21 protein-coding genes are annotated in these 24,045 nt (G+C 65.6%); 9 read left to right on the forward strand and 12 right to left on the reverse strand.

All coding sequences use genetic code 11. The features are described from left to right. Positions 1-272: 272 nt before the first annotated feature. The 3 genes from LB310_RS08360 to LB310_RS08370 form a co-directional block, all read right to left on the reverse strand. The gene (locus LB310_RS08360; protein WP_123674602.1) at positions 273-1,478 is read right to left on the reverse strand and encodes a nitrate/nitrite transporter; all 1,206 of its coding nucleotides are present in this window, start codon (positions 1,476-1,478) and stop codon (positions 273-275) included. Between the two features lie 221 nt (positions 1,479-1,699). Next, positions 1,700-3,220: a LuxR C-terminal-related transcriptional regulator gene (locus tag LB310_RS08365; protein WP_301154897.1), complete on the reverse strand. Its 1,521-nt coding sequence runs from the start codon at positions 3,218-3,220 to the stop codon at positions 1,700-1,702. Positions 3,221-3,478: 258 nt separating this feature from the next. Continuing rightward, complete coding sequence (locus LB310_RS08370) at positions 3,479-4,720, reverse strand: CynX/NimT family MFS transporter (protein ID WP_123674600.1); 1,242 nt, start codon at positions 4,718-4,720, stop codon at positions 3,479-3,481. A 227-nt stretch (positions 4,721-4,947) separates the two neighbouring features. Here LB310_RS08370 and LB310_RS08375 point away from each other — a divergent pair, with 227 nt between their 5' ends. Together LB310_RS08375 and LB310_RS08380 are read left to right on the forward strand one after the other, a co-directional pair. After that, a complete protein-coding gene (locus tag LB310_RS08375) occupies positions 4,948-5,124 on the forward strand; it encodes a hypothetical protein (RefSeq protein ID WP_015540502.1) in 177 nt (58 codons plus the stop codon). Positions 5,125-5,188: 64 nt separating this feature from the next. Then, positions 5,189-5,635, forward strand: coding sequence for an FKBP-type peptidyl-prolyl cis-trans isomerase (locus tag LB310_RS08380; protein ID WP_161959791.1), 447 nt, complete (start codon positions 5,189-5,191; stop codon positions 5,633-5,635). 148 nt (positions 5,636-5,783) lie between these two features. Here the strand turns inward: LB310_RS08380 and LB310_RS08385 are convergent, their stop codons facing one another. Next, positions 5,784-6,476: a hypothetical protein gene (locus tag LB310_RS08385; protein ID WP_154270208.1), complete on the reverse strand. Its 693-nt coding sequence runs from the start codon at positions 6,474-6,476 to the stop codon at positions 5,784-5,786. Positions 6,477-6,804: 328 nt separating this feature from the next. On the opposite strand from LB310_RS08385, the gene LB310_RS08390 reads away from it, so the two are divergent. The 6 genes from LB310_RS08390 (at position 6,805) to LB310_RS08415 (ending at position 13,196) form a co-directional block, all read left to right on the forward strand. After that, on the forward strand, positions 6,805-9,216 hold the full coding sequence (locus LB310_RS08390) for a molybdopterin-dependent oxidoreductase (RefSeq protein WP_301154898.1): 2,412 nt from the start codon (positions 6,805-6,807) through the stop codon (positions 9,214-9,216). Positions 9,217-9,244: 28 nt separating this feature from the next. Continuing rightward, positions 9,245-9,580, forward strand: a complete 336-nt coding sequence (locus LB310_RS08395; protein WP_301154899.1) for a 4Fe-4S dicluster domain-containing protein — start codon at positions 9,245-9,247, stop codon at positions 9,578-9,580. Between the two features lie 342 nt (positions 9,581-9,922). Continuing rightward, the gene (locus LB310_RS08400) at positions 9,923-11,377 is read left to right on the forward strand and encodes an SLC13 family permease (RefSeq protein WP_157004774.1); all 1,455 of its coding nucleotides are present in this window, start codon (positions 9,923-9,925) and stop codon (positions 11,375-11,377) included. Between the two features lie 91 nt (positions 11,378-11,468). Continuing rightward, entirely contained in the window at positions 11,469-11,630 is a 162-nt protein-coding gene (locus LB310_RS08405; RefSeq protein ID WP_301154900.1) for a hypothetical protein, read from the forward strand. A gap of 63 nt (positions 11,631-11,693) precedes the next feature. Beyond that, positions 11,694-11,897 (forward strand): hypothetical protein, encoded by a 204-nt coding sequence (locus tag LB310_RS08410; RefSeq protein ID WP_301154901.1) that lies wholly within the window; start codon positions 11,694-11,696, stop codon positions 11,895-11,897. Between the two features lie 33 nt (positions 11,898-11,930). Continuing rightward, positions 11,931-13,196 carry an ArsB/NhaD family transporter gene (locus tag LB310_RS08415; RefSeq protein ID WP_301154902.1) on the forward strand — a complete coding sequence of 422 codons (1,266 nt, stop codon included), beginning with the start codon at positions 11,931-11,933 and terminating at the stop codon, positions 13,194-13,196. Positions 13,197-13,273: 77 nt separating this feature from the next. Here LB310_RS08415 and LB310_RS08420 read toward each other — a convergent pair whose 3' ends face one another. Next, the gene (locus LB310_RS08420; RefSeq protein WP_301154903.1) at positions 13,274-14,143 is read right to left on the reverse strand and encodes a LysR family transcriptional regulator; all 870 of its coding nucleotides are present in this window, start codon (positions 14,141-14,143) and stop codon (positions 13,274-13,276) included. Between the two features lie 324 nt (positions 14,144-14,467). Here LB310_RS08420 and LB310_RS08425 point away from each other — a divergent pair, with 324 nt between their 5' ends. Continuing rightward, positions 14,468-14,719, forward strand: coding sequence for a helix-turn-helix domain-containing protein (locus tag LB310_RS08425; protein ID WP_123674366.1), 252 nt, complete (start codon positions 14,468-14,470; stop codon positions 14,717-14,719). Between the two features lie 180 nt (positions 14,720-14,899). Here LB310_RS08425 and LB310_RS08430 read toward each other — a convergent pair whose 3' ends face one another. From LB310_RS08430 to LB310_RS08460, 7 genes are all read right to left on the reverse strand, one after another. Beyond that, positions 14,900-15,085, reverse strand: coding sequence for a hypothetical protein (locus LB310_RS08430; protein ID WP_227155306.1), 186 nt, complete (start codon positions 15,083-15,085; stop codon positions 14,900-14,902). Positions 15,086-15,152: 67 nt separating this feature from the next. After that, positions 15,153-15,506 carry a 4Fe-4S binding protein gene (locus LB310_RS08435; RefSeq protein ID WP_123674365.1) on the reverse strand — a complete coding sequence of 118 codons (354 nt, stop codon included), beginning with the start codon at positions 15,504-15,506 and terminating at the stop codon, positions 15,153-15,155. Positions 15,507-15,508: 2 nt separating this feature from the next. After that, entirely contained in the window at positions 15,509-18,079 is a 2,571-nt protein-coding gene (locus LB310_RS08440; RefSeq protein ID WP_301154904.1) for a molybdopterin-dependent oxidoreductase, read from the reverse strand. A 20-nt stretch (positions 18,080-18,099) separates the two neighbouring features. Further along, positions 18,100-19,395, reverse strand: a complete 1,296-nt coding sequence (locus LB310_RS08445) for an MFS transporter (protein ID WP_301154905.1) — start codon at positions 19,393-19,395, stop codon at positions 18,100-18,102. A gap of 32 nt (positions 19,396-19,427) precedes the next feature. Then, entirely contained in the window at positions 19,428-20,741 is a 1,314-nt protein-coding gene (locus tag LB310_RS08450) for an MFS transporter (protein ID WP_157004780.1), read from the reverse strand. A 255-nt stretch (positions 20,742-20,996) separates the two neighbouring features. Then, entirely contained in the window at positions 20,997-21,338 is a 342-nt protein-coding gene (locus LB310_RS08455; protein ID WP_087191834.1) for a 4Fe-4S dicluster domain-containing protein, read from the reverse strand. After that, on the reverse strand, positions 21,338-23,875 hold the full coding sequence (locus LB310_RS08460; protein ID WP_087191835.1) for a molybdopterin-dependent oxidoreductase: 2,538 nt from the start codon (positions 23,873-23,875) through the stop codon (positions 21,338-21,340). Before LB310_RS08460 ends, LB310_RS08455 begins: the two co-directional genes overlap by 1 nt. Positions 23,876-24,045: the final 170 nt, after the last annotated feature.

A 24,045-nucleotide genomic window follows, 5' to 3' on the forward strand; every position in this document is an offset into this window, starting at 1 on the left:
GCTCGGCACAGCGCGCCCCCGCACGATCCGGCTCGCGGCAACGCTGCCTGCATGGCCCCTGCGATGGGGAACATGGCACTGACTGCAATCTAGGCCGCAAACACCCGGCTGGGAATCGTACGCGAATTGCGAAAAACGCCGATACGGCGGGAAACCCCTCGTACTCCACGTCCGAATGACGGTATGGCGACAACGTCTTACCTGATCAGATCGCTGAAAAAGAAACGGTCCCTCGAAAGGGACCGTTTCCGCCGTGCAGCGCCTCGATGCGGCTAGCGCAGCTTGCGCAGGCCGATGAAGAAGATGACGATGCAGATGAGGTAGCATGGCACGAGCACGGCATACGATGCCGTCGCCCATCCGAACGCCGCAACGGCGTTGCCCATGAACATGGCGCCCACGAACATGCCGAGGTTCTGCGTGGTGGCCACGAGCCCGTTCGCCACGGGGACGTCGTCGGGGTCTACCGTGTCGGGCGTGGCCGCCCAGATGATCGAGGGCACGAAGCCGCCCGCGATGCCTGCGAGGATCATGATGCCCCAGTACAGCTCAGGCACCTGGCAGGTGAACACCACGGCGGTGTACGCCACGCCGCCGATGAGAGCGAACAGCAGCACCCACTTGCGCGTCTTCAGCCAGTCGGAGATCTTGCCGCACAGCGGCGCGCAGATAGCGCCCGCCACGCCGAACGCTGAGGCGATGCCCGTGGCCCACACCAGCGTCGTCGCCAGCTGCTCGGTCAGGTACGTGGTCAAGAAGCCGTTGATGGCCATGAACGCAGCCTCGTCGAAGAAGAAGATCATGCCGAGCGCCCAGAGCATCGGGTTCTTGAGGGCGCGCTTGAAGTCGGCCTTGCCGGATACCTGATCCTCCTCGGTCTGATAAGGCCTTTCCGGCTCGCGGTAGAATACGACGAACACGATGCCCACCACGATGTCGAACACGAACGTGCCCCACCACACGGTCTGCCAGGGCAGGGCGAGCGTGTCCACCACGTAGCCGTAGAGCACCGGGCAGATGCACATGGCAAGCGCCACCCACATGGCCCAGATGCCCAGCGGGAAGCCGCGCTTCTCGGGGGCGAACCACGGGGCGATGGCCGAGGCGCCCGCCACGCCCATGACGCCCATGCCGGCGCCCTCGAGGAACCGGCTGACCATGAACACGGTCACGTTTTCGGTGAGCGCGCCCATCGCCGAACCTACTGCGGCGCAGCCGATGGCTATGAGCACGACGTTGCGTATGCCCAGCTTGTTGATGAGACCCGCCGTGGGGAACGCCATGACGAAGCCGAGCACGTAGAACAGGGCGATTACCCATCCCAAGGTGTCGGGACCGAACCCGAACGTCTGCATGACGACCGGCGCGAGCGCGGTCACCTTGGCCATGTTGGCCGGGGCGGTGAAGCCGGCCAAAAACGTCACGGCCAGCACGACCCAGCCGTAACTTGAGTCCGTACTCTTGGTTTTTACTGCCATAAGAGCCCTCCTTCGAGAATGACCGCCATGTCTCCCCTTCGTTTATGGCTCCCCCATAAACAAGATCGCCTCCAGGGCCGCAGAGCCCGGAGCACAGCGCGATTATTCCGCGCAGGAAGGTCGCCTGTGAATTGGCCGCAAATGAGGAAAAGACGCTCGCCGCGGGTAATGAGGCGGCTCTTCGCGGTCTCATGCCGCCCGTACGAGGCCTCGCACCAACGTCACAACGCGCTTGAGGCGGAGGCCTGCTCGGACAGACCGCCCGAGGCCTCCTCGTCGGCAGGCACCTCGATATCCTCGATGAAGTCGAGCAGCTCTTGGCGCGAGTGGATGCCGAACTTGCGGTAGATGTTGTAGATGTGCGTCTTGGCGGTGGACTGCGAGATGTAGAACGTGTCCGTGATGTACTTGGCGTCACGCCCCTTGAGCAAGATCTGCAGTATCTCCCGCTCGCGCGGGGAAAGTCCGTAGCGCTCGCAGGCGATCGCCCTCTTCTGCTGCCACAGCGTCTTGCGCTGGCCCTCGTACTCGAGGTGCGCGCGCGTCTCGTCGTCGAGCCCTGTCTCGATGACCGGCTCGAACGGGTATATCTGGTAGTTCACGCGTATCTGTATCCAGGCGCACACCACGGCTGCCGCCACGCAGGTGGCGTACAGCGCCGAGGGGCTGCCTTCCGACGCCAGGCCGCCAACCGAGAAGAGGACGCCCCCGGCGAAGATGCCCGCGAAGAACACCGAGCCCTCCTGCCCGAACAGCCATACCGGCGAGATCATGTCGAAGCGCGACGTCTCCACCACCGCATTCAAGAGGACGATGACGTTGAGGCTGACGAAACAGGTGTAGAGGCAGACGAGCCCGAGCTGCACCTCGCTGGGAACGGCGGGCAGCGGAAGCAGCAGCAGGGCAGCCGCGAACGCAGGGCTCTTCTTCAGCGCCTCCTTGTAGGTGCGCTCGTCGGTCTGCTCCAAGAGCAGCGAGAAGATGCCCGCGAGCCCAACCGAGGCGCCAAGCGCCACGAGGGCGACGTCGGGGGGATAGCCGAGGAAGAACGCGAGCAGCGAGCCGCCGAGCATGAACCCCAGCATGAGCAGCGTGTGGTTGTTGCCCTTCACCTTGATGCTGCGCCGTTTGGAGTCCTCCGCGCCCACCAAGTCGCTGTAGCGGTAGGGCTTGCGGGAGAACAGGAGCGAGAGGGCGGCGCAGAGCGCCACGGCCACGAACAGCATGGCATAGGCGTACCAGAAGCCCATCTGCGAGAGCATCAGCAACATGACGCCCACGTACATGAACGCAAGGTCGAACACGAGCATGAGAGCCCGCCGTGCCAACCGCTCGAGGAAGCGCCCGTACAAGAAGGCCGTCGCCACGACCCCGACCCCGGCGAGCGAGGCCGCGGCAAGCGGGAGCCCGAAACCGAGCGCGCCCATGGCCGCGAGCGAGGCGACCGTCTGGACGGCGAGGGTCGCGCGCCTCCCCGCCCCGGACTGCAGCGCATCGCAGGCAAGCTGGCCCGCGCGGAGGGCCACGGCTGCAACGAGCGCCATGGACACGGCGACGACGCTGCCGTGTACGAGGCCAGGTGATGCGCACAGCGCCGCAACGAGGATCAGCGCGGCGTTGCCCACGCCCACGCCGAAGCCAAGGCAGCCGTCCACGAGCACGGCCTCGAAATCCCCGCCGTTCTCCCCGATGGGCTTGGCGGGCGCCTCGCAGACATCCTCGCAAGAATACGAAGTATCCATAGCGGTCCCCCTATCTGCGCGAAACTTATATACCAGCGGCAAGATCAGGTTAAAAGCCTGATCATTTGCCCTTTCACCTTACGGCATCGAACGTTTCAGCCACCGGAGAACAACGCGGTTTTTCGGCGGCGGCGCCCTCGAGGCACGCTCATTACGCTCACGCGGGCCTCATCCCCGCCTTCGACTTTACTATCCTGCGCCTGGTCAAACCATCGTACGCGAAGTATGAAACGATTTGCCCGCCTCCTAAGCGAGGTGCTAGCGCATGCGGCAGAGGGCAAGGAGGATCGTGCCCGCAAGCCCGAGCCCCATGAGCACGCCGCCCGCAAGGAACCAATGATCCAAGGACGGGCCGAGGAGCATCTGGACGAGGGACGTTCCCAGGAACTGGCCGACCCCTTGGACCGCGACCATGAGGCCCATGCCGACCGAGGCGAGCTCGGGACGCGGGACGAGCCCGACGAACCCCGATAAGAACAGCCCCACGCCGCCCATGCCGACCAAGCCCATCACCGCCACGGCAATCAACATGAGAGCGCCCGTATCGGTATACAGGAGGAAGGTGCACGGCCCCATCACGGCCGATGCCGCGACCAGCAGGGCCTTGCGCCGTCCCCTGCGATCCGAGATCGCCCCGAACAAGGGCGAGGACGCCACCGATAGCAGCATGGGAGCCGTGCTGACGAGCCCCGACCAGGTAGGGTCGACACCCTGCATCTGCAGGATCGTCGGAACGAAGGAGAGCACGGCCAGGAGGCAGACGTTGAACATCGCGAAACCTCCGAGAAAAAGCAGGATGTCGCGCGTCAGCAGCATCCGCCAAAGCCCCCACGCGGCGCAACCGCGGGATCGTCCGGACGCGGCACCGCTTTTTGCAGCCTTCGCCTCCTCGGCCGCCGTCCGGGCGCGCGGCATCCTGATGGCCGCCAGAACGAGCACGGCGGCCAGAACGGCGCCGATGGCGAACACCGTCCACACTCCCGCGAACCCCATCGCCTCGAACACGGTAGGCGTCACCACGGCGGCCGCCGTGGAGCCCACGCAACCCCAAACGCCCCAGATGCCCATGGCCGTGCCCACCTTGCCCGGATCCACGCACGCCCTGACTACCAAGGGCCCGCACGTGGTCAGAATCGTCAGGGCGACCCCTTCCACCGCACGCGAGGCGACGAGCGCCGCGCTCGAGCCCGCAGCCAGCCCGATACACGATCCGGTCACGGCGATGCCCAACGCCGCAACCATCATGTTCTTCGCGCCGAACCGCTGCGCCAGCAACCCGGACGGCAATGCCGCGAACACGCTCGCCAGCGTGAAGATCGACATGAGCCAGGAAGCCGCCTCGGCATCCATGTCAAAAAGCGCCATGAGAGAGCTTAGGATGGTGGGAACCTTGTATTGGATCATGGCAACCGCTACGCCGGCAGCCAGCAGCACCGTCCCAACCCGAACGGGACTTCGATAGACGCCCTTCTTCTCCCGACGGCCTGCTTCCCTGTCCACGCAGACTCCTCTCTCGATGGTTCGAGAACACGATAGGCGATCGCTCGGCCGCCCGCTATCGAAAGGGAAGTCCGATATCGGCTGGTCGTCTCATACTTCACATACGATAGGCATGCCGTGCGCTTACGTTTACCATCTGATCCAAGCGGAACCGGGATACCAACCGTTGTCGTTCGGGACGGCCGCCCGGCTTCCCCGTGCAACCCCCGCGACAAGGAGGAGAAAACATGGCAGACGAGAAGAAGCCCGTTCAAGACGAGACGGCCGAAAAGAACAAGGAGGCGAAGGCTCCCGTCAGCGAGATCTGCGGGAATGCGGAAGAGGGCGCAGCGGCGCTCGTGGACGACGACAGCGAGATCAGGCCCGTCGAGGGATTCTTCCTCACGTCGCAGCGCTGGCATTAGACGCAGGGCAGCGGATGGCCGCGAGTCGAGAAGGGCCACGTGTCCGGAACAAGGAGGCTTCACCATGCCGAGCAAAGGGCAACGCGTCCGATTCCTGTACCGGGGGAGCTTCCCCGACGGGAGGACGTTCGACGACTGCAAGGGCGTGCCGCACGAGATCGTGCTCGGGCGCAGGCAGGTCATGAAGGCGCTCGAGGAGACGCTTTCCGCCATGGAGCCGGGCGAGGAGCGCATCTTGGAGCTCTCCCCCGCCGAGGCGTACGGCGCCTACGACGAATCGGCGCTGCAGCGCGTGCCCACCTACCGTATTCCGAACGGGGAGAACCTGCCCGTGGGGCAGATGATCGCCTGGAAGACGCCGCGCAGCGCCGAGCCGGTGCCCGCCACCGTCGTGAGCGTAGAGAACCAAGTGGCGACGCTCGACTTCAATCATCCCCTCGCCGGGAAGGACCTCGTCTACTGGGTCAAGCTCATCGACGTTGTGCCGGCGGCGGGCGAACCGACCGCCTGACGATGCACAAGGGCGGTAGCCCGCACTCCGAGGGCCGAGCGGCATCTCGTACGCAAGGGCCAAACGGCCCTCCACCGGCCCTTCCACGCAACAGGGCCCGCTGCTTTCGCGGCGGGCCCCGTTGCTTGCGCGCGGGCGGCGGTCGGCGCTACGCCAGCGCCTGCTCCACGAAGGCGCGGGAGAGCTCGGCGCCCGGCTCTCCCTCGTACTGCGTCATGAGGAAGTGCGTGGCCTTGCGGATCATCGTGGGCGTCTGGCCCAGGTCGTGCGCGATGTAGGCGATGGCCTCCGGGGCGAGCACGGGGCTCTTCCCCTCCTCGGTGTAGTCCTCCATGAGGCCGCGCACGTACTCCTCGAGGCCGGCGTCGTCGAGGGCCTCCATGGTCACTTCCTCGAAGTCGCCCAGCATGCCGCCGAAATCAGACAGGTCGTACTCGGACAGCGGCTTGGTGGAGGTGATGACGGTGTCCAGGCGCCGCTTCAGGCGCTCGCCCAGCAGCAGCTTGCACATCATGGGCCCCATCTCGGGATCGTCGAAGAAGCCCTCGAAGTCGTCCAGGAACAGCACCTCGTAGGTGCCCAGATCCTCGAAGTAGCCGTCGTAGACCTCGGCGCGCATGGCCTCGGGCAGCTCCGAGCAGGGGCGGTAGAGCACCTTCTTCGTGGACAGCAGGTCCTTGTCCAGCTGACGCCCGCGCACGAGCGTCGTCTTGCCGGACTCCTTCGGGCCCACGAGGAATATCTTCTCGGGCTTGTCGTGCGGCTGGGTGATGTTCGCGATGCGCTCGAACGCCTCGCGGTTGCCGTCGGTCTTGACGAACTCGTCCAGTGGCATTCTCATGGTGATGGCTCCCCTTTCGCCTTCTTTGCCTGACCGGCCGCGAAGCCGCGCCGCCGGGGCGCGCTCCGCTGCGATGTACCGCCATTCATAGTAGCAAGGCCGCCGACCCAAGGCGAGTATGAAGGCCGCAACTCATACCAGAAGAGGTATGCCGCTGCGTATGAGCTTCGCCTCCTCCCCCTCCTCCGCTGTCAAATTCCATTTGTCATCCCGCACATTTTCGGCGGCTACTCGCGGCGGGCGGCCGCCCGCACAATGGAGGCGCACCGAGGGGGAAACCCGACATCGTGCGTTCCATCGTTTTACCGACGAGTGAGAGGAGAAGCACATGACCGAGTGGAAGCGGCAAGAGGGCGAGGAGACCATCTTCAGGACCTGCGCGTGGTCGCCTCCGGGATGCCATCCGGTGGGATGCGGTTTGCAGGTGCACGTCAAGGACGGCAAGGTGGTGAAGGTGGAGGGCGATCCGGAGCACCCCATCACCAAGGGGTCGCTCTGCACGCGCTGCCTGGCGCTGCCGGAGTACATCTACCATCCCGACCGCATCACGCACCCGCTGAAGCGCGCCCGCGAGGACCGCGGCAAGGACAAGTGGGAGCAGTGCACCTGGGACGAGGCCACCGACCTCATCGCCGACAACGCCAAGAGGATCACGGAGCAGTACGGCGCCGAGGCCATCTGCGTGTTCGGCGGTACGGGCCGCGAGGGCAACAACTGGTACCCGCAGTGGGCCAACCTCGTGTTCGGCACGCCGAACTCCGTGTACGCCCAGGCCGGCTGGTCGTGCTACGGCCCGCGCATGACGAACACCGCGTTCATGATCGGCGGCGGCTACCCCGAGATCGACTACGCCCAGAAGTTCGAGGACCGCTACGAGCACGAGGGCTGGGTGGCCCCCGAGTGTATCCTCATCTGGGGCAAGGAGCCGCTGCGCTCCAACCCGGACGGCCTGTACGGCCACGCCGTCATCGAGATGGTGCGGCAGTTCGGCACGAAGCTCATCTGCGTCGACCCGCGCGTGACCTGGCTCGGCACGCGCTCCGAGGAAGTGCTGCAGCTGCGCCCCGGCACCGACACGGCGCTGGCCATGGCCTTCATCTACGTCATGGCACACGACGACCTCGTGGACCACGACTTCATCGACAAGTGGTGCTACGGCTACGAGCAGCTCGTCGAGCGCGTGCAGGACATGCCGCCTGCGAAGGCCGCCGAGATCTGCGGCGTGCCCGAGGAGCAGATCTGGCGCGCCGCCCGCCTGTACGGCAACGCCAAGCCCAGCAGCGTGGCCTGGGGCCTCGCCGTGGACGAGAACCCCAACGGCACCCAGCTCGGCCAGTGCCTCATCGCGCTCATGGCCATCACCGGCTTCATCGACGCGCCCGGCGGCACCACGCTCGGCATGGGCGACGACCAGGGCAACGTCGTGCGCGACGGCGGCTCCATCTCGGCCGACGAGAAGGTGGACGACGCCACCGATTCCACGCTGGAGCTGGCCTTCAAGAACGGCATCATGACCGAGGAGACTTGGGGCCGTCGCATCGGCATCGACAAGTACCCGGCTATGGGCTCCATTCTCTGGACCGTCATGCCCGACGAGTTCCTGAAGGCGCTCGAGACCGAGAAGCCCTACAAGATACACATGGCGCACTTCATCTCGTCGAACCCCATCGGCACCGCCATATCCGCCGAGCCGCAGCGCTGGTACGAGGCGCTGAAGAAGCTTGACTTCTGCTGCGCCGCCGACCTGTTCATGAACCCCACTACCATGGCCTGCTGCGACGTGTTCCTGCCCATCGCCACCACCGTCGAGCACGACGGCATGGTGGTCACGCACTACGGCCTGAACTCGTCGTTCTACGGCGCTCAGAACAAGTGCGTGCAGGTGGGCGAATGCAAGTCCGACGTAGAGGCCATGATGGCCGTGGGCAAGAAGATGTACCCCGACTTCTGGAACCGCTTCGAGACGCAGACCGACTACGACAACTTCCACGTCATGCGCTCGTGGCTGCCCTACGAGGAGCTGCGCGAGAAGGTCACGGTCATGTCCAACGAGCCGTACTACAAGTACGAGGTGGGCAAGCTGCGCCCCGACGGCCAGGTGGGCTTCCCCACGAGCACCGGCCGCGTGGAGCTGTACTCCTACATGTACGAGCAGTTCGGCGAGAACCCCCTGCCCTACTACGAGGACCCGGCCTACGGCCCCGAGCGCACGCCCGAGCTCATGGAGAAGTACCCTTACATCCTCACCACAGGCGCCCGCCGGCAGGAGTTCTTCCACTCCGAGCACAAGCAGGTCCCGAGCCTCCGCCAGATCACGCCGTACCCGCAGATCGACCTCAACCCCGCCGACGCCGCGCGCCTCGGCATCGAGGAGGACGACTGGGTGGAGATCGCCTCGCCCTACGGCGCCGTGCGCCAGCGCGCCCACGTGGTGCCCACCATCAAGGAGGGCGTGTGCCATGCCATGCACGGCTGGTGGTACCCCGAGGAGGACGGCGAGGAGCCGAACCTGTTCGGCAACTGGAAGTCGAACATCAACGTGCTCATGCCCAACAGCGTGAACGGCGTCATGGGCTTCGGCAACACGTTCAAGCAGATGATCTGCTCGCTCAAGAAGGTCGAGGGAGAAGGGGGCCCGAACGACCCGGACAGCACCGGCATCTTCCTGGAACCCAGCCGCCAGGCCGAGTTCACCTACCAGCAGGTGTGGCGTCCCACCGACGAGACGCAGCAAGGCTAACCGACAAGACGAAAAGGAGGTAGTGAAAATGACGCAGAAGGCCCTGTACATCGATTACGAGTTCTGCTCCGGCTGCCACAGCTGCGAGGTGGCCTGCCGCAACGAGATCGAATGCGGCATAGACGACTGGGGCATCAAGGTGCTGGAGGACAAGCCCCGCCAGCACGCCGACGGCACCTGGCATTGGGACTACATCGCCCTGCCCGGCGAGCTGTGCGATATGTGCGAGGAGCGCACCGCCGCCGGCAAGCTGCCCGCATGCGTGCAGTCCTGCCAGGCCAAGTGCCTGGAGATCGGCACGATCGAGGAATGCGCCGCCAAGCTCGCGGCCAAGGGCAAGAAAGCCGCGATCCTCGTCCCGTAAGGGGATCGGCCGGCACGGCTTACGGTGACGGGATGCGGGCCCGGCGCAGGGCGGCGGACGCGCATCCCTGCTGACGAGGGAGGTGAAAGCACATGGGGAGCTGTGGAGCGTTCTGCTCGTTCTGCGGGAGGTGCGGCAAGACTGTCGAGAAATCGTTCTCCGGCCCGCGGCCGACCGACGCGGCGCCGCCAGGCGTCTCGGCCCGAAGCGCTTCGACGGGTTCCCCGCAGCGTGCGACCGCCGAGTACGCCGTCGGCGACGTGGCCTCCGACAGGCACGTGCCGACCGAACCGAAGGGGGATTACCGAAGCTCTACCATCCATAACGAAGGAGGGGATACTCTTGAGCGAAAACGCAGCCGCGCTGTCCCGGAGCACCATGGACGGCAAGCAGGTGAAGAAACTCGTCGCCATCGTCGTGGCGGCGCTGGTCTTCCTGTTCTTCCAGTTCGCATGCCCGGTTCCCGCAGGGCTGGAGCGCACCGCCATGTCGGCGGTGGGCATCCTTCTGGCCTGCATCATCCTCTGGGTCACGGAGGCGCTGCCGTTCATCGTCACGGTGGTGCTGATATTCTTCCTCATACCCGTGACCGGCATCCTGCCCTATGCGGCAACCGACACGCAGGCGAGCGTGTTCAACTCGTCCAGCCTACTCGTGCCCATCTACTGCCTGTTCGTGTTCACGGTGTCCGGCGCCGTCATGTCCACGCCCATCCCGTACCGCGTGGCCAGCGCCGCGCTCAAGTTCGCCGGCAACAGCACCACGAAGCTCATCGTGGGCTTCTCGGTGGCCACCTCGGTGCTGTCCATGTTCGTGTCCGACCTGGCCGCGTCCGCCATCTTCATCGGCATCGGCCTGTCCATCGTGGAGGCGAACGGCGGGGTGAAGGGCAAGTCGGGCCTTGCCAAAGCCCTCACCGTGTCCGTTGCCGCGGCAGCTGCCATCGGCGGCATCGGCACACCCATCGGCAACTCGCTGAACATCCTGTGCATGACGCTGGTTGAGACCTACATGGGCGTGCGCGTGACCTTCCTCGCCTGGTGCGCCGTCAACATCCCGCTGGCGCTCGTGGTGTCGGTCATCTCCGGCCTGTGGTGCGCCAAGGCGTTCAAGATCGAGGAGATCAAGCCCGAGGCCCTGTCCGTCGTGTCCGCGAAGCTCGCCGACTACGGCAAGATGACCGCCATCGAGATCAAGCTCATCACCTGGTTCGTCATCGCCTTCGGCCTCATGATCATGAGCACGTGGTTCCCGCAGATCAACTCCATGCTCGTGGCCTTCGCGTTCACCATCATCGCGTTCGTGCCCGGTATCAACCTGTTGAGCAAGGAGCAGTACTACAAGAACATACCGTGGGAGATCATCATGATGATCATCGGCGTGCAGGCGCTCGCCACGGGCCTCGTGGGCACCGGCGTGGCCGCGTGGTTCGTGAACACCGTGCTCGCCGGCGCGTCCTCCTGGCCGCTCCTGCTCGTGGTTCTGGTCATGTGCGTCATCACCATGATCCTGCACATCTGCATCCCTGTGGGCCCGCCCACGGTGTCCGTCGCCGTCCCGCTCATGATAGCGCTCGCCGCCACCACCGGAGTGAACGGCGCCGTCATCGCCTGCATCGGCGGCATCCTGGGCGGCGTGACCACCTGGCTGCCCATCGACTCCATCATGATGATCTGCTACGAGAAGGGCTGGATCAGCATGACGGAGTGGCTGAAGAAGGCGTGGGTGCCCACCGCCGTGCTCTGCGTGCTAAGCGCGCTGTACCTGCCCGCCATGACCGGCCTCATGGGCTACTAGCCCCGCCCCCTCCCGACGGCCCCTCCGGCCGTCGGGAGGCTCCCAATCTGCTGAAACCGTTTTCGCCGTCCGCCCGCGAAAGGAGGCAGCAATGGTCGATTCCGGCTTTGTCGGCACGATCATCGTCGGCATCGCGTTCCTCGCGATGGCCGCGATCGTCGGCAGAAGGCTCAACAAGGGCAAGACGCGGGAGCAGCGGATGCGCGAGCGGTTCGAGGAGTACGACCGCAAGATGGACGAGTTCCGCCGCTAGCCCCCGCTCTTCCGCGAGCCCGACGCGCTTGTTTTCTACCCACACGAAAGAAGGAGAACCGCCATGTGCTTCAGACCAGCCACCACCTCGACGCCCGTTCCCGGAGCGGGGGCACCCGGCGCCCCTGCCGCCCCCGCAGCCCCGGGGGCACCCGGCTCGCCCGCTGCTCCCGGCGCTCCCGCAGCCCCCGGAGCACCCGGCACGCCGAACGCCCCCGGCGCCCCTGCCATCCCCGGCAAAACCGCCCCCGAGAATCCCGACAACTGAGCCGTTCCACGGCAAGCCCCAAGGAGAGGCCCGATGACCACCCCGCAGATAATCTCAATCGCCGTGTTCGCCGCCGTCATGGCCCTGGTCGTGTCCGAGAAGATCCATCGCGCGCTCGCGGCCCTGCTCGGCGCCGTGGTGCTGTTCTGCATCGGCATCGTCGACTTCGATGCCGGCATGGGCTCCATCGACTTCAACACCCTCGGCGTGCTGTGCGGCATGATGATGTTCGTGGCGGTGGTGCGCAAGTCGGGCCTGTTCGAGTACGTGGCCATACGCTCGGCGAAGCTCTGCAAGGGTGACCCGTGGAAGATCATGGCCGCGTTCGTCGTCATCACCGCCCTGTTCTCGGCGCTGCTCGACAACGTGACCACCATCCTGCTCATCGGCCCCATGACCATCATGCTGTGCCGTACGCTCAAGATCGATGCCGTGCCCTTCCTCGTCGCAGAGATCGTGGCGTCGAACGTCGGCGGCACGGCCACGCTCATCGGCGACCCGCCCAACATCATGATCGGTTCGGCGGCTGGGCTCACGTTCTTCGACTTCATCCGCTACGACGCCCCCGTGGTCGTGGCCATCCTCGCCGTGCTGCTGATCGTGTTCAAGGTGCTGTACGGCCGGAAGCTGTCGGTGGGCGCAGACGCCGTGCGCGGGGTCATGGCCCTCTCCGAGCAGGACGCCGTGAAGGATCGCCCCCTGTTCGTCAAGAGCATCGCCATGATCGTGGCCGTCACCGCCGCTTTCATGCTCCACGGCGCACTGCATCTCGAGTCGGCGGTCATCGCCCTGGGGGCGGCCGGCATCATGCTGCTCATCTCGGGAGGAGATCTGGAGGGCGCCCTCGAGGGAGTGGAGTGGGGCACGATCGGCTTCTTCCTCGGGCTGTTCGTGGTGGTGGGAGCCATGGAGCACACGGGTGTCATCGCGCTCGTGGGAGAAGGTCTCGTCTCGCTCACGGGCGGCGATACGGTGCTGCTCATGCTGGCGCTGCTGTGGGGGTCGGCGCTGCTCTCCGCCGTGCTGGACAACATCCCCTTCGTGGCCACCATGATCCCCATCATCACGGTCATGGCGTCCGCGGGCGTCGACGTGTTCCCGCTGTGGTGGGCAATCTCTCTTGGCGCGTGCCTCGGCGGCAACGGATCGCTCGTGGGGGCGTCGGCCAACGTCGTGCTCTCCGGCATCGCCAACAAGGAGGGCTACCCCGTGAGCTTCATCGGGTTCACCAAGGTGGGGTTCCCCATCATGGTGCTGACGGTGGCCATCGCAACCGGGTACCTGCTGATCCTTTTCTGAACTGCCAAACGCCTGCGAAACGATGGTTTTCGCGCAAGGCCGGGCCGCTACGGGCCCGGCCTTGCTTTGATCCAAGGTCAGAACGTGCCCTGTATGCCTTGGGCGAACTTCGCAATAGAGCTGAACGAGCCCGAGTTCTTGTGAAAAAGAACGTAGAACCGCCAGTTCAGACGTGGATCGGAAAAGGGGACGGCGCAAAAACCCGCCGGCGGCGCTGCCGAGAACTTGTCGGAGACGATTCCCGTGCCCCCGCGCCTCTTCACCACGTGGATCATCGAGCTGGTGCTGGGAATGACGCTGACGTTCGCCCGATCGAAGCCGAGAGCGTCGAGCTGGGCGAACAACGGCTCGTACTGGAAGGCGGGTTCCGACATGAGCAGCAGCTTCTGATCCTTCAGATCCGCCGCCGACAACCCCGCCTTCCGCCCCAGGGGCGACGACGAGCACATGAGCGCAAACGATGCCGACTCCCCCACCTCGAGCACGTCGCAGTCGGGAAACCGGCGTCCCATGCACATGACGACGGCGACGTCCGACCGTCCGGAGCATACCGACTGATAGCAGTCCTCGCAGCTCATCTCTGCTATCCTCAGCCGATCGGCATGCTGCGCGATGAACTCGTCGGTGCTCGGCGGTATCCCCGCAAACAGGTTGGTGCTCACCGCAAGGTTCAGCACCTCGTCGGGCGCATCGGGATTGGCGAAGGCCACGTGCAAGCCGTCCACCTTCGCCACGATCTCGCCCGCCTCGCCAACCAGCTGCCGCCCCGCGGGCGTGAGCACCATCTCGTTGCCCCGCCGCTCGAACAGCACGATGCCGAGCTCGTTCTCGAGCGCCTTGACGGAATGGGCGATGTTCTGCCGGCTGGTGAAGCACCGCTTCGCCGCCTGCGCATAGCTGGAATGCTCTGCTGCAGCCAGCATGTGGCGGAGTTGGTGGATCTCCATATGTGCCACCCCCTGACCCTCCGGGTGCCCGCCGTCTCCCCACGCCGTTGCGGCACCGCTCAGTCGAGTCCTTCCGGGCGGAAACCCTCGCGCCGCCCGCTTCGGAAGCCCGCGCAACGCGCCTCTTCGCTCCCGCCGGTTCGATTATAACCGAATAGTGCGCCGCTGTAACGGACGGGCGCTCGGAGGCCCCCGGGCACGCGCTGGCGCCCGGCTACGGATAGCTGCGCTGACCAGTCATCATATTCGGGAATTGTCGATCTTTTTGCCGACTGTTCGGATATATCCGTCCTTCCAAGGCGCAGCTTAGATAGCCTTCACCGTATGGATTATTTCGACAAAAGAAGGCAGTTGGGCCAGCACATCGTGGAGATGCGCAAGGCCCAGCGCATCTCGCAGAAGCAGCTCGCCCTCATGTCGGACATCAACAAGGGGTACCTCTCGGAAATAGAGAACGGCATCAGCAACATCAGCGTCAACAAGCTCTTCCGAATAGCCGATGCCCTCGGCGTGCCGCCCATGGACTTGTTCGCCGGCATCGAGGGCGAGGAAGAGGGAGACTGCGCCACCATCTAGCGCCGCAGGGGTCGCCGCCCGGCACGATGCCCACATTCGGCCGAACACGGCAGCCATGAGCCGCGCGCAAAAAGAGGAACCGGCCGAAGCCGGTTCCCTTCGTTCGTCCTCCTATCACGCAAGGCCTTCTCTCCGGGTGCTTGCGACCCTTCGAACGGCCGCGCGGAACCTTCACATCCCTCACGCATCGGGCCGGCCAGGCGGCTCCGGGAACGGCGGCGGCAGGATAGCGCCGCATGCGGGGCACGTGGGCCGCCCGGGATCGGGCTCCTCCCTGCCGCACGACGGGCAGAGCCTGTGCCCCAGCCGGTCCTTCATCTCGTCGGCGCGCCCGCACCGGTTGCACAGGGTGCAGCAGTAGCACACGGATTCCTCGCCCCCTTTCCCGCGGAGGCGACGCGCAGCATCCGGCGCCGCCTCCGTCCGTACCGTCCTAGGCGCAGGGCGCCCAGAGCACCTGCTTGGGCTTGCCCGCCAACTCTGCGGCCAGCTCCTCGACGCGGCCGAACCTCATGCAGAACGCCTGGCAGTGGTGCACGCACGTCGGCTCCTTGCCCGCCGCCACGCGGTCGGCGCACAGGTCGCACAGGTCGGTTGGCACAGGGATCTTGTTCCAGTTGAAGCAGTTGCCGCCCTCGCCCGAATCGTCCTTCTGCCACGGCCCGTCGTCCAGCACGCGGATGCCCCACTTGCCCACGGGGAAGCCATGCTCCTCCTTGCAGGCCACCACGCACGTCTCGCAGCCCGTGCAGTACTCGTAGTCGATCAAAAGCCCGTATTCAGCCATCTCTACACCAACTCTCCGAATTTCTCGACGACCAGGTTCATGTCCGTGTCGTAGCTCTCCTGCAAGGGCGTCACGCTGCAGCAGTTGCACTTGTAGGGCCCGCCGTAGCCCAAGCGCGAGTTGTAGTGGTTCGACACGAGGTCGTTCACGTTCGACTGCCACACGCCGTAGAGGCCTTGCTCGTCGGCATGGTCGGTCTTCACGAAGCCGTCCTTGATCTCCTTGCCGTTGATGACGGCCTGCACCTCGTGGTCCTCCACGATCTGGCCCACCGGCACGATGCGCTCGCGCGCGTCGTCGTCGGCCTGGCGCTCGGGGAACCACCAGCCGTGGTCGGTCTGCACCACGCCCTTCTTCACGATGGGCGACACGACGGCTTTGAACTTCGCGCGGCCGTAATCGTTCTTGATCTCGACCCACTGGCCGTCCGCCACGCCCAGCTGCGCCGCGTCCTCGGGGTTGATCTCGATGATCGGGTCGGGGTGCAGCTCGCGGAGCACGGGGATCTGCCGGTGCTCGGCGTGGAACGACGCGTAGTTGCGCGCTCCCGTGGTCAGGATGAACGGGTACTTCGCCGCGAGCTCGGGGTCCTTGTGAGGACTGAACGCCGGCTCCTGGTAGTACGGCAGCGGGTCCTCGCCGTAATGCGCGTACGCCGTCGACCACAGCTCCACGCGGCCGGTGGGCGTGAGGAAGCCGGGCTTGCGGTCAGGACGCAGCTTGCCCGTCTCGTACTTGCGGTAGTTCACGCCGCGCTGGAACACCACCTGGTCGCGCAGCTCCTCGAAGGGCATCTTGACGGGACGCGCGCGGCGCTGCGTGAGGAAGTCGGCCTCGTCCTTGAACAGGCGCCCGCCGTCCTCGTCCTTCAGGCAGTCCATCTCCAGGTACTCGCCCAGCTCGATGAGTATCTGGATGTCGGACTTCACCTCGCCCACGTCCACGGCCTTGTTCACCGAGCCCAGCGTCACCGGCGATCCCGCGTAGTGCGTCATGACCACGTCGTCCTTCTCGGCGCACGAGGCCAAGGGCAGCACGAGGTCGGCGAACGCCTCGATGGCGGGCGTGATGAAGCAGTCGGTTGCCATGCACCACTCCAGGTTCTTGCAGCCCTCGTACCAGCCGGTCGGCTGGGCGCAGCACGTGGGGGTGAGCAGCGCCGTGGACTGTATCCAGCCCATGCGGATGCGGTACGGCTCGCCCTTCGTCACCGCGTCGAACATCATGTCGGCCTGCGCGTTGCGGATGTTGTCCACGTAGAGCGGGTACTCGTCGTAGCCGATGGTCTTGCCTTTGAGGTCGTCGGGAAGCGAGTCCCAGCCGATGCGGCGCTGCGGGCGCGCGGCGTCCTCGGCCGAAGTGTCGTCGGCCTTGTCGATGTCGAGCGTGGAGCCCTCCACCGCCGCGGCCTCGGCGGCCGCCTGCGCCTCCGCGTCGTCCTCCACGCCGGGCGCCGGGTCGATCTCGGCGATGATCTGGCCGCCGGGAACGTCGATGTTGCCGCAGATGGCCATCAGCGCCAGCACGCAGTGGGCCGCCTGGTTGCCGTTCTGGTTCTGGTCGAACGCAAGGCCCCAGGCGATGGACGCGGGCTTCGCGGCGGCGTACAGGCGGGCCGCACGGTAGATGTCCTCCACCGGCACCTCGCAGATCTCCGCGGCCCTCTCGGGCGTCATGCCCTTGTCGGGGTCGTTGATGCGCGCGGAGAACTCCTCGAATCCGTACGTCCACTTCTCCACGAAGTCGTGGTCGTAGAGGTCCTCGTTGATGATGATGGACAGCCACGCCATGGCGAGCGCGGTGTCGGTGCCGGGTCGCACCCGCAGGTGCACCTCGGCGCGCGTGGCCAGCCAGTTCACGCGCGGGTCGACGCTGATGAGCTTCGCGCCGCGCTTCATGAGGTCGATGACCGCATGGCCCCAGAGGCCATCGCCGTTGGACGCGAGCGCCATCTTGCCCCACATGACGATGACCTCCGGCACCCGGTACACGGGGTTGTCGTAGGTTCCCTCCAGGCCGCCGGCGTAGTCCATCTCGGGATAGTACGCGCCCAGCACGTGCGAGCAGGACATGGAGCGCGGCTGGTAGCAGGCGTAGCCCGACTGGGTGTAGCAGGCGTTCGGCGTGCCGAGCACGGCCTGCGCCATGTCGGCCACCAGGATGCCGCCCGAGCGCCCCGTGCCCGAGAACACGGCCATGCTCTCGGGGCCGTAGGTGTCGCGGAAGTAGTCGCGCTTCTCCTTCACCAGGGCATAGGCCTCGTCCCACGTGATGCGCTCCCACTTGTCGTGCCGGCCGCGGTCCTTCGGATCGCGCTTCATCGGGTAGATCACGCGGCTCGGGTTGTACACGTAGTCCTTGAGCGCCAGGCACCGCGCGCACAAACGGCCCTTCGTGATGGGGTTGTTCTCGTCGCCCTCCACATGGTCGAGGCGCCCCTCCGCATCGACGTAGAGCTTCAAGCCGCATCCCACCGGATGGCAGCCCGGCGGCGACCACATGGACGTGCGCACGACAGTGAAGTCCCCGTCCTCGTACTTCCAGGGCTTGCCCAGGTCGTTCTTGAATTCCATACCGTTACCTCTCTCTTATGCTAGTTGCTTGCCTGCGTGTCGAGCGCATCTCCGGCCTCCGCCCACGCAAGCTTCCCACGGCGCGCATAGGCAAGGCGGACCGTCGCGAAGCCCAGGGCCGTGATGCCGATCCCCAGCGCGAACGCCGGCACGAAGCTGCCCGTGGCGTCGAAGATGGCGGCCACCGTCACCGGGCCCAGGCACCCGATGACGCCGGTGCCGATACGGGCGTAGGTGAAGATGGCCGGGAAGTCGCGCTCCCCGAACAGCTGGCGCACGAGCAGCGGGGTCGACACCGACACGAGCGAGTTCTGCGCCCCGAACAGGAAGGCCGACGCATACAGCAGCACCAGGTTGTCGCCCGCGAACATGAAGCCCGCAAACCCCAACGCCACCATGGCAAGCTGTATGTTCACCGTGAACTGCACGCCCACCCGGTCGTTGAGCCAGCCCACCAGCAGCTTCTCCACCACGTTGCCCACCATGACAGCCGTGAGCAGCGACGATCCGACCAAGGCGGAGAACCCGATGGACTGCGCATAGCCCGGCAGGTGGGAGTTGAAGCCCGCAAAGTACGCGATCAGCCCCGAGAACAGGAACATGCACACGAACGGCACCGTCTTAAGCGCCTTGGCCAGCGGCACGCCGGGCGCCCCCGCAAGCGCGCCCGCGCGCCGCCGCTCATCCTGCTCGTCTTGCTCGGTCCACCCGTAGGGCTTCATCCCCACATCCTCGGGACGCAGCTTGAACACGAACAACGTCCACGGCAGCACGAGAAGCGCCATGACGGCAGCCGCCACGAAGTAGGCCTCGCGCCATCCGAGTCCTTGGATCAGCAGGGTGAACACCGGACCGAGGACGGCGCCGCCAATGCCGGAGAACGACATGGCCACGCCCAGCGCCAAACCCTTGTGCGCATGGAACCAGTTGCCTATGAGGATGGGTGCGGGCACGACGAATATGAAGCTGCCCGCCAGGCCGAACACGATGCCCGATATCCACCACTGCCAAGGTTCGGAATAGAGCCCCATGGCCGCCACCGCGGCAACGACCAGCGCGAACGACACGCTCAGCACGCGGTTCACGTTGTATTTCGTGATCCACCTCCCCACTACGGGCATGGCGAACACCGTGGCGATGAAGTAGAACGTCAGGTACATCGAGAGCTCCGAACGCGAGAAGCCCAGGTCCTCGCACACCGGCACGAAGAACACCCCCGCAGCGTCCAGCACCGCACCCAGGCCGCCCGCCTGCACGAAACAGCACCCTATCAGTATCAGCCATGCGTAGTGAAACCGTGGTCTCGCCGCCGTCATGAGCTACCACCTCTCCTTTGCCGGGAAGCCCGTTACGAGCGGCTCTGCTCGGGCTCCCCTTCTTCCGTCCACTTGCCGCGGAACTTCTTGGCCGTAGTCGCGGCCACCACGATGGCGATCGCGATGACCACCTCGAAGGCGATGCCGCAGCCGTAGGCCGCCTGGAACCCGCCCGCCATGGAGGCCACGAGGGCCACGAACGTCGCACCCAGGCCGCCGAGCACGGCGATGCCCATGTTCAGGTAGGAGTAGATCTTCGCGTAGTCGCGGTCGCCGTAGCAGTGCCGCGTGAGCAGCGGCAGGCCCACCGACATCATGGCGTCGCCCGTGCCGATGCAGAAGCCGGCCGCGAGCATGGGCACCTGGTTGTCGCCCATCATGAACACCATGAGCGCGAAGCCCACGATGCTCACCGCGGCGAAGGCTACCATAGAGTTCATGATGCCTATCTTATCGGAGAGCGTCCCCAGCGTGATCTTGCCCAGGATGTTGCCGACGGCCGCGGCCGAGATCATGGACGCGCCCAGAAGCGCGAGCTCGGTGCCGCCGACGGACTGCACGGCCGTGGGCATCATGGACTTGTAGCCGCCGCCGAGCGAGATGAGGCACGCCGCCACGAAGATGCAGTAGAATGCCACCGTGCCGAGGGCGAACCTGCCGGACACACCGCTCTTCTTCGCCGGTTCCTCGCCTGCAGCCGTCTCCTTCTCGATGCCGAACTGCGCGAGCCCCACGTCCTCGGGTCGCGTGCGGAAGAAGAACACGGCCGGCACGAGGATGAGCACGGCAGCGATGCCGGCCTCCACGAAGAACGCGGGCTGGTAGCCCATCGACTTGATGAGCCCGGCGAATAGCGGCGACCATACAAATGTGCCCACGCCGGTGAACGCCGAGGCGATGCCGAGGAACTTGCCGGCCTGCTTCGGGGCGAACCAGTTGTTGATCAGCACCGACGGCCCCACGAGGAAGATGATCGGGCCGGCAAGGCCGAGCAGCACGCCCGAGAGGTAGATCTGCCACACCTCGCCCCACACGCCGAGCAGCGCCACGGCCGCCACGACGCACACGCCGCCGGCGCCGAACAGAACCCGCGCGTCCACCTTGTCGAACAGGCGGCCGGCGAACGGCAGCCATACGAGCATGACGTAGGAGTAAACGGTCATCAGCAGCGTCACCTGCGTCACGTCGGGCTTGCCCTCCGGCGTGACCAGGCCGAACTGCAGCGCCATCGGCACGAAGAAGTTGCCCATGACGTTGAGCACCAAACCCATGCCGCCGGCCATCATCATGCACACGCCGATGAAGACGAGCCAAGCGCGATGGAACCCCTTCTTTTCTTCTACCATTTCAGTTACCTTTCCCTTGCAGATTACGAGTAGAACACCGAAGATCCCCGCGCATCACCCCCTTCCCGCACCTGGGGCTGTATCAAAAGTTTCGCCTCGCCGTCTCTCCCGAGTCGAGCGTAGGGCAAGGGCTCTGCCCTTGCCGTCGGGCGGGATCGCCCGCAGGTTGCGGCAAGGGCAGAGCCCTTGCCCTACGAGGCGATCCCATGGCGGGCTTGCGTTCTGGGGCTTTTGATACAGCACCCTCCGAGGGACTCAGCGCGTGAACAGCGCGCAGCGCGACGAGCCGTCCATCTTGGCAGCAAGCTCCTCCACCTCGCCGTGGTACAGACACCACGCCTGGCAGTGCTGCACGCACATGGGCAGCTTGCCCGCCTCCACGCGATCGGCGCACATATCGCACGCCTTCGTGAGCACGGGGAGCCAGGTCCACTCCCAACGGTCCTTGTTGCCCTCGGCGCCCTCGTACTCGAACGGCCCCGTCTCGGTGAGCTTGATGCCGAACTCCCCCGCCGGCAGGCCCAGGTGTTTCTTGCAGGCCACCTCGCAGGAGTGGCAGCCCGTGCAGTACTCGTAGTTGACCAGAATGCCCTTCACTAGAATCTCCCTCCCTCGCGCGTCGTGTTGTCGGTCGTCCAAGCGAACGGCTGCCCGGCCACGTAGTCGCCGCGGAAGCCGCCCAGCTTCGTGACCACCTCGCCCGGCGCAGGCTCGTCAACGTCCTCGGTGCACTTGTAGATCTTGCAGACGATGCTCTTGAGCGGGTTGCCGATACCGCCGTAACCCGTCTCGTAGGAGGCGGTGAGGTTGTTGATGTTGCTCTCGAACGCTCCGAACAGGTGCGGAAATGCCGGCTCCTCCTCGGGGAACCACCAACCGTGCTCGGCATGGATGTAGTTGGGGTTGAGCACCGGGTCGATGGTCACCTTCTGACGGCAACGTCCCTCGGTGTTCTCGATCCATATCCACTCGCCCTCGGCCAGGCCGTATTCCTCAGCCGTCTGAGGCGACACCTTCACGAGCGGCATCGGGTGGAACTCGCGCATGGTTGCCTGCTGGCGGTTCTCCGAATGGAAGAACTCGTAGGAGCGCGAGCCGTTGATGCAGATGAACGGGTACTCTTTCTTGAACTCGGGGTCGGTGAGCCACCGCTTGGCCGTAAGCGACTCCACGTGCTCGGCCAAGGGCGGGATGCCCCAGGCGCCGAACGTGGCGTACGGCACGAGCTCGATGCGCCCGGTGGGCGTCGCGAAGCCGGGCTGGCCGTCGGCGCGCAGCAGGCCCTTCTCGTACTTGCGGTATGTGGCGCAGAAGTCGTCGTACTCGTAGCCTCCCTTGCGCACGAGCGCGTCGAACGAGCATTCGCCGTCGGCATAGTGCTTCTTCCAGAAATCGGTGTGCACGTCCTCCACTTCCACCATGCCCGCCTTCGAGCGGCCGGCGCTCTTGTAGCTCTTGCCGGTCTCGGGGTCGTAGAGGTTGAAGCCCACGTCCAGGTAATCCTGCAGCAGCGCCTCCAACGTGGGCCAGCGCTTCTGGAACAGCTCCGGGTTGAGCTTGTTGCCCAAAGCCACGATGAGCTCCTCGTCGGACTTCGCCTCGTACCATTCGCTCACGGCCTTCATGGCGCGCAGCGGCGTCCACCACACGCGCATCGAGTCGCGTTCGGCCGTGGTCTTGAGCGGCAGGAAGATGTCGGCGTAGGCCACTGCCGTGGGCGTCATATACGGGTCGGCCACCACGCAGAACTCCACGTTCTGCAGCATCTTGTGCACGCGCGGCGCCGCCGTGGCCGAGCAGGCGATGCCGTTGGAGCCCTGCGACCAGAACATCTTGATGGGGTACGGCTCGCCCGTCTCGAACGCGCGGTTCACCGCGTCGCAGTCGGCCATGCCGATGAACTGCACGCACCCGGGATGCACGAGGTCCACCGTGAGCTTCTTCGCGAACGTGTCAGGATCGCAGTAGAGCTGGGCCGTGGCGTAACCGGGATTGATCTCGAAGCCGTTGCGCACGAGGATGTTCGTGCCCGGCTTGTCGATGTTGCCGCACACGCTCATGAGGTTCGACACTGTCTGACACAGCTGAATGGAGTCGACCTGCGTGTCGAAGGCGAGGCCCCACTGGATGGCACCGCGCTCGGCTCCCGCGTAGAAGCGCGCGGCCGCGGCGATGTCCTCCGCCGGCACCTGGCAGATCTCGGCGGCCCAGTCGGGCGTGAACTGCGCCACATGCTCCTTGAGCTCGTCGTAGTAGGCGCACCAGCAGTCAACGAACTCGTGGTCGATCAGGTCCTCGGTCGTGATCACGTTGAGCCACGCGAGCGCGAGCGCCAAGTCGGTGGCCGGGCGCAGCGGCAGCCAGTACGCCGCGCGGGCTCCCCACCAGGTGAGCTGCGGGTCGATGGAGATGAACTCCGTGCCCATCTGCATGCACACGTTCAGCCAATGGCCCAGGTATCCATCCGCGTTTGAGCGCAGCGGCTCGCAGCCCCACACCACCACGACGTCGGGACGCTCCCATTCGGGGTTCGCGTAACGGTCGGCATGGCCTTCGGAGGCGTCCACGATGGGGAAGTCGCCGATGCCGGCGGCCGTGCCGCACGTGCGCGGCAGGTAGCACGAGTACCCCGAGAAGCCGATGGCGCCGATGTTCGGCGTGCCGAGGCACGCCCCGCCTAGGAACGGCACCCAGGACGAGATGTTGCGCCCCGTGCCATGGTTCACGAAGATCGACTCGCGGCCGAAGCCCGCCTCGTCGAGGTTCTCGTGTATCCAGTCGGCTATCTCGTCGAGCGCCTCCTCCCAGGTAATGCGCTCCCACTTGTTCTCGCCGCGCTCGCCGGCGCGCCGGAGCGGGTACTTGGGGCGCTCGGCATAGTTCACGCCCTCGGCCAAGTTCAGGCAGCGCATGCACAGGCGCCCGTTGGCACAAGGGTCGAGCGGGTCGCCCTCCACGCGCTCCAGCTTGCCGTCCTTCGTGTACATGAGCACGCCGCACGAATCGTGGCAGCCGGGCGCCGAGTACGTGTAGGTACGCGTGACGGTGTAGCCGTCCTCCTCCCACTGCCATTCGCCCTCATGGTAGGCTTTGCGATCGATGCCTTCGAGGAACGCTTCGTAGTCGAACAGCATAGGCCTTCTCTCCTCTCTCGTCTCGGGCCTTGCCCGGCGCACACCAGGCACCGGCCCTCGATGCGAACGATAGGAAAAAGCAGGGCGCCTTTCATGAGGTGGGAGACGCTAAACCGCGCAGTAAGGTCTGGGGGATTAGGCGAGGCTGGCAGCCGGCAGGGCAGGCCAGA

This window comes from Gordonibacter sp. RACS_AR49 (genome assembly GCF_030418435.1).
GTDB classification, from domain to species: Bacteria; Actinomycetota; Coriobacteriia; order Coriobacteriales; family Eggerthellaceae; genus Gordonibacter; species Gordonibacter urolithinfaciens.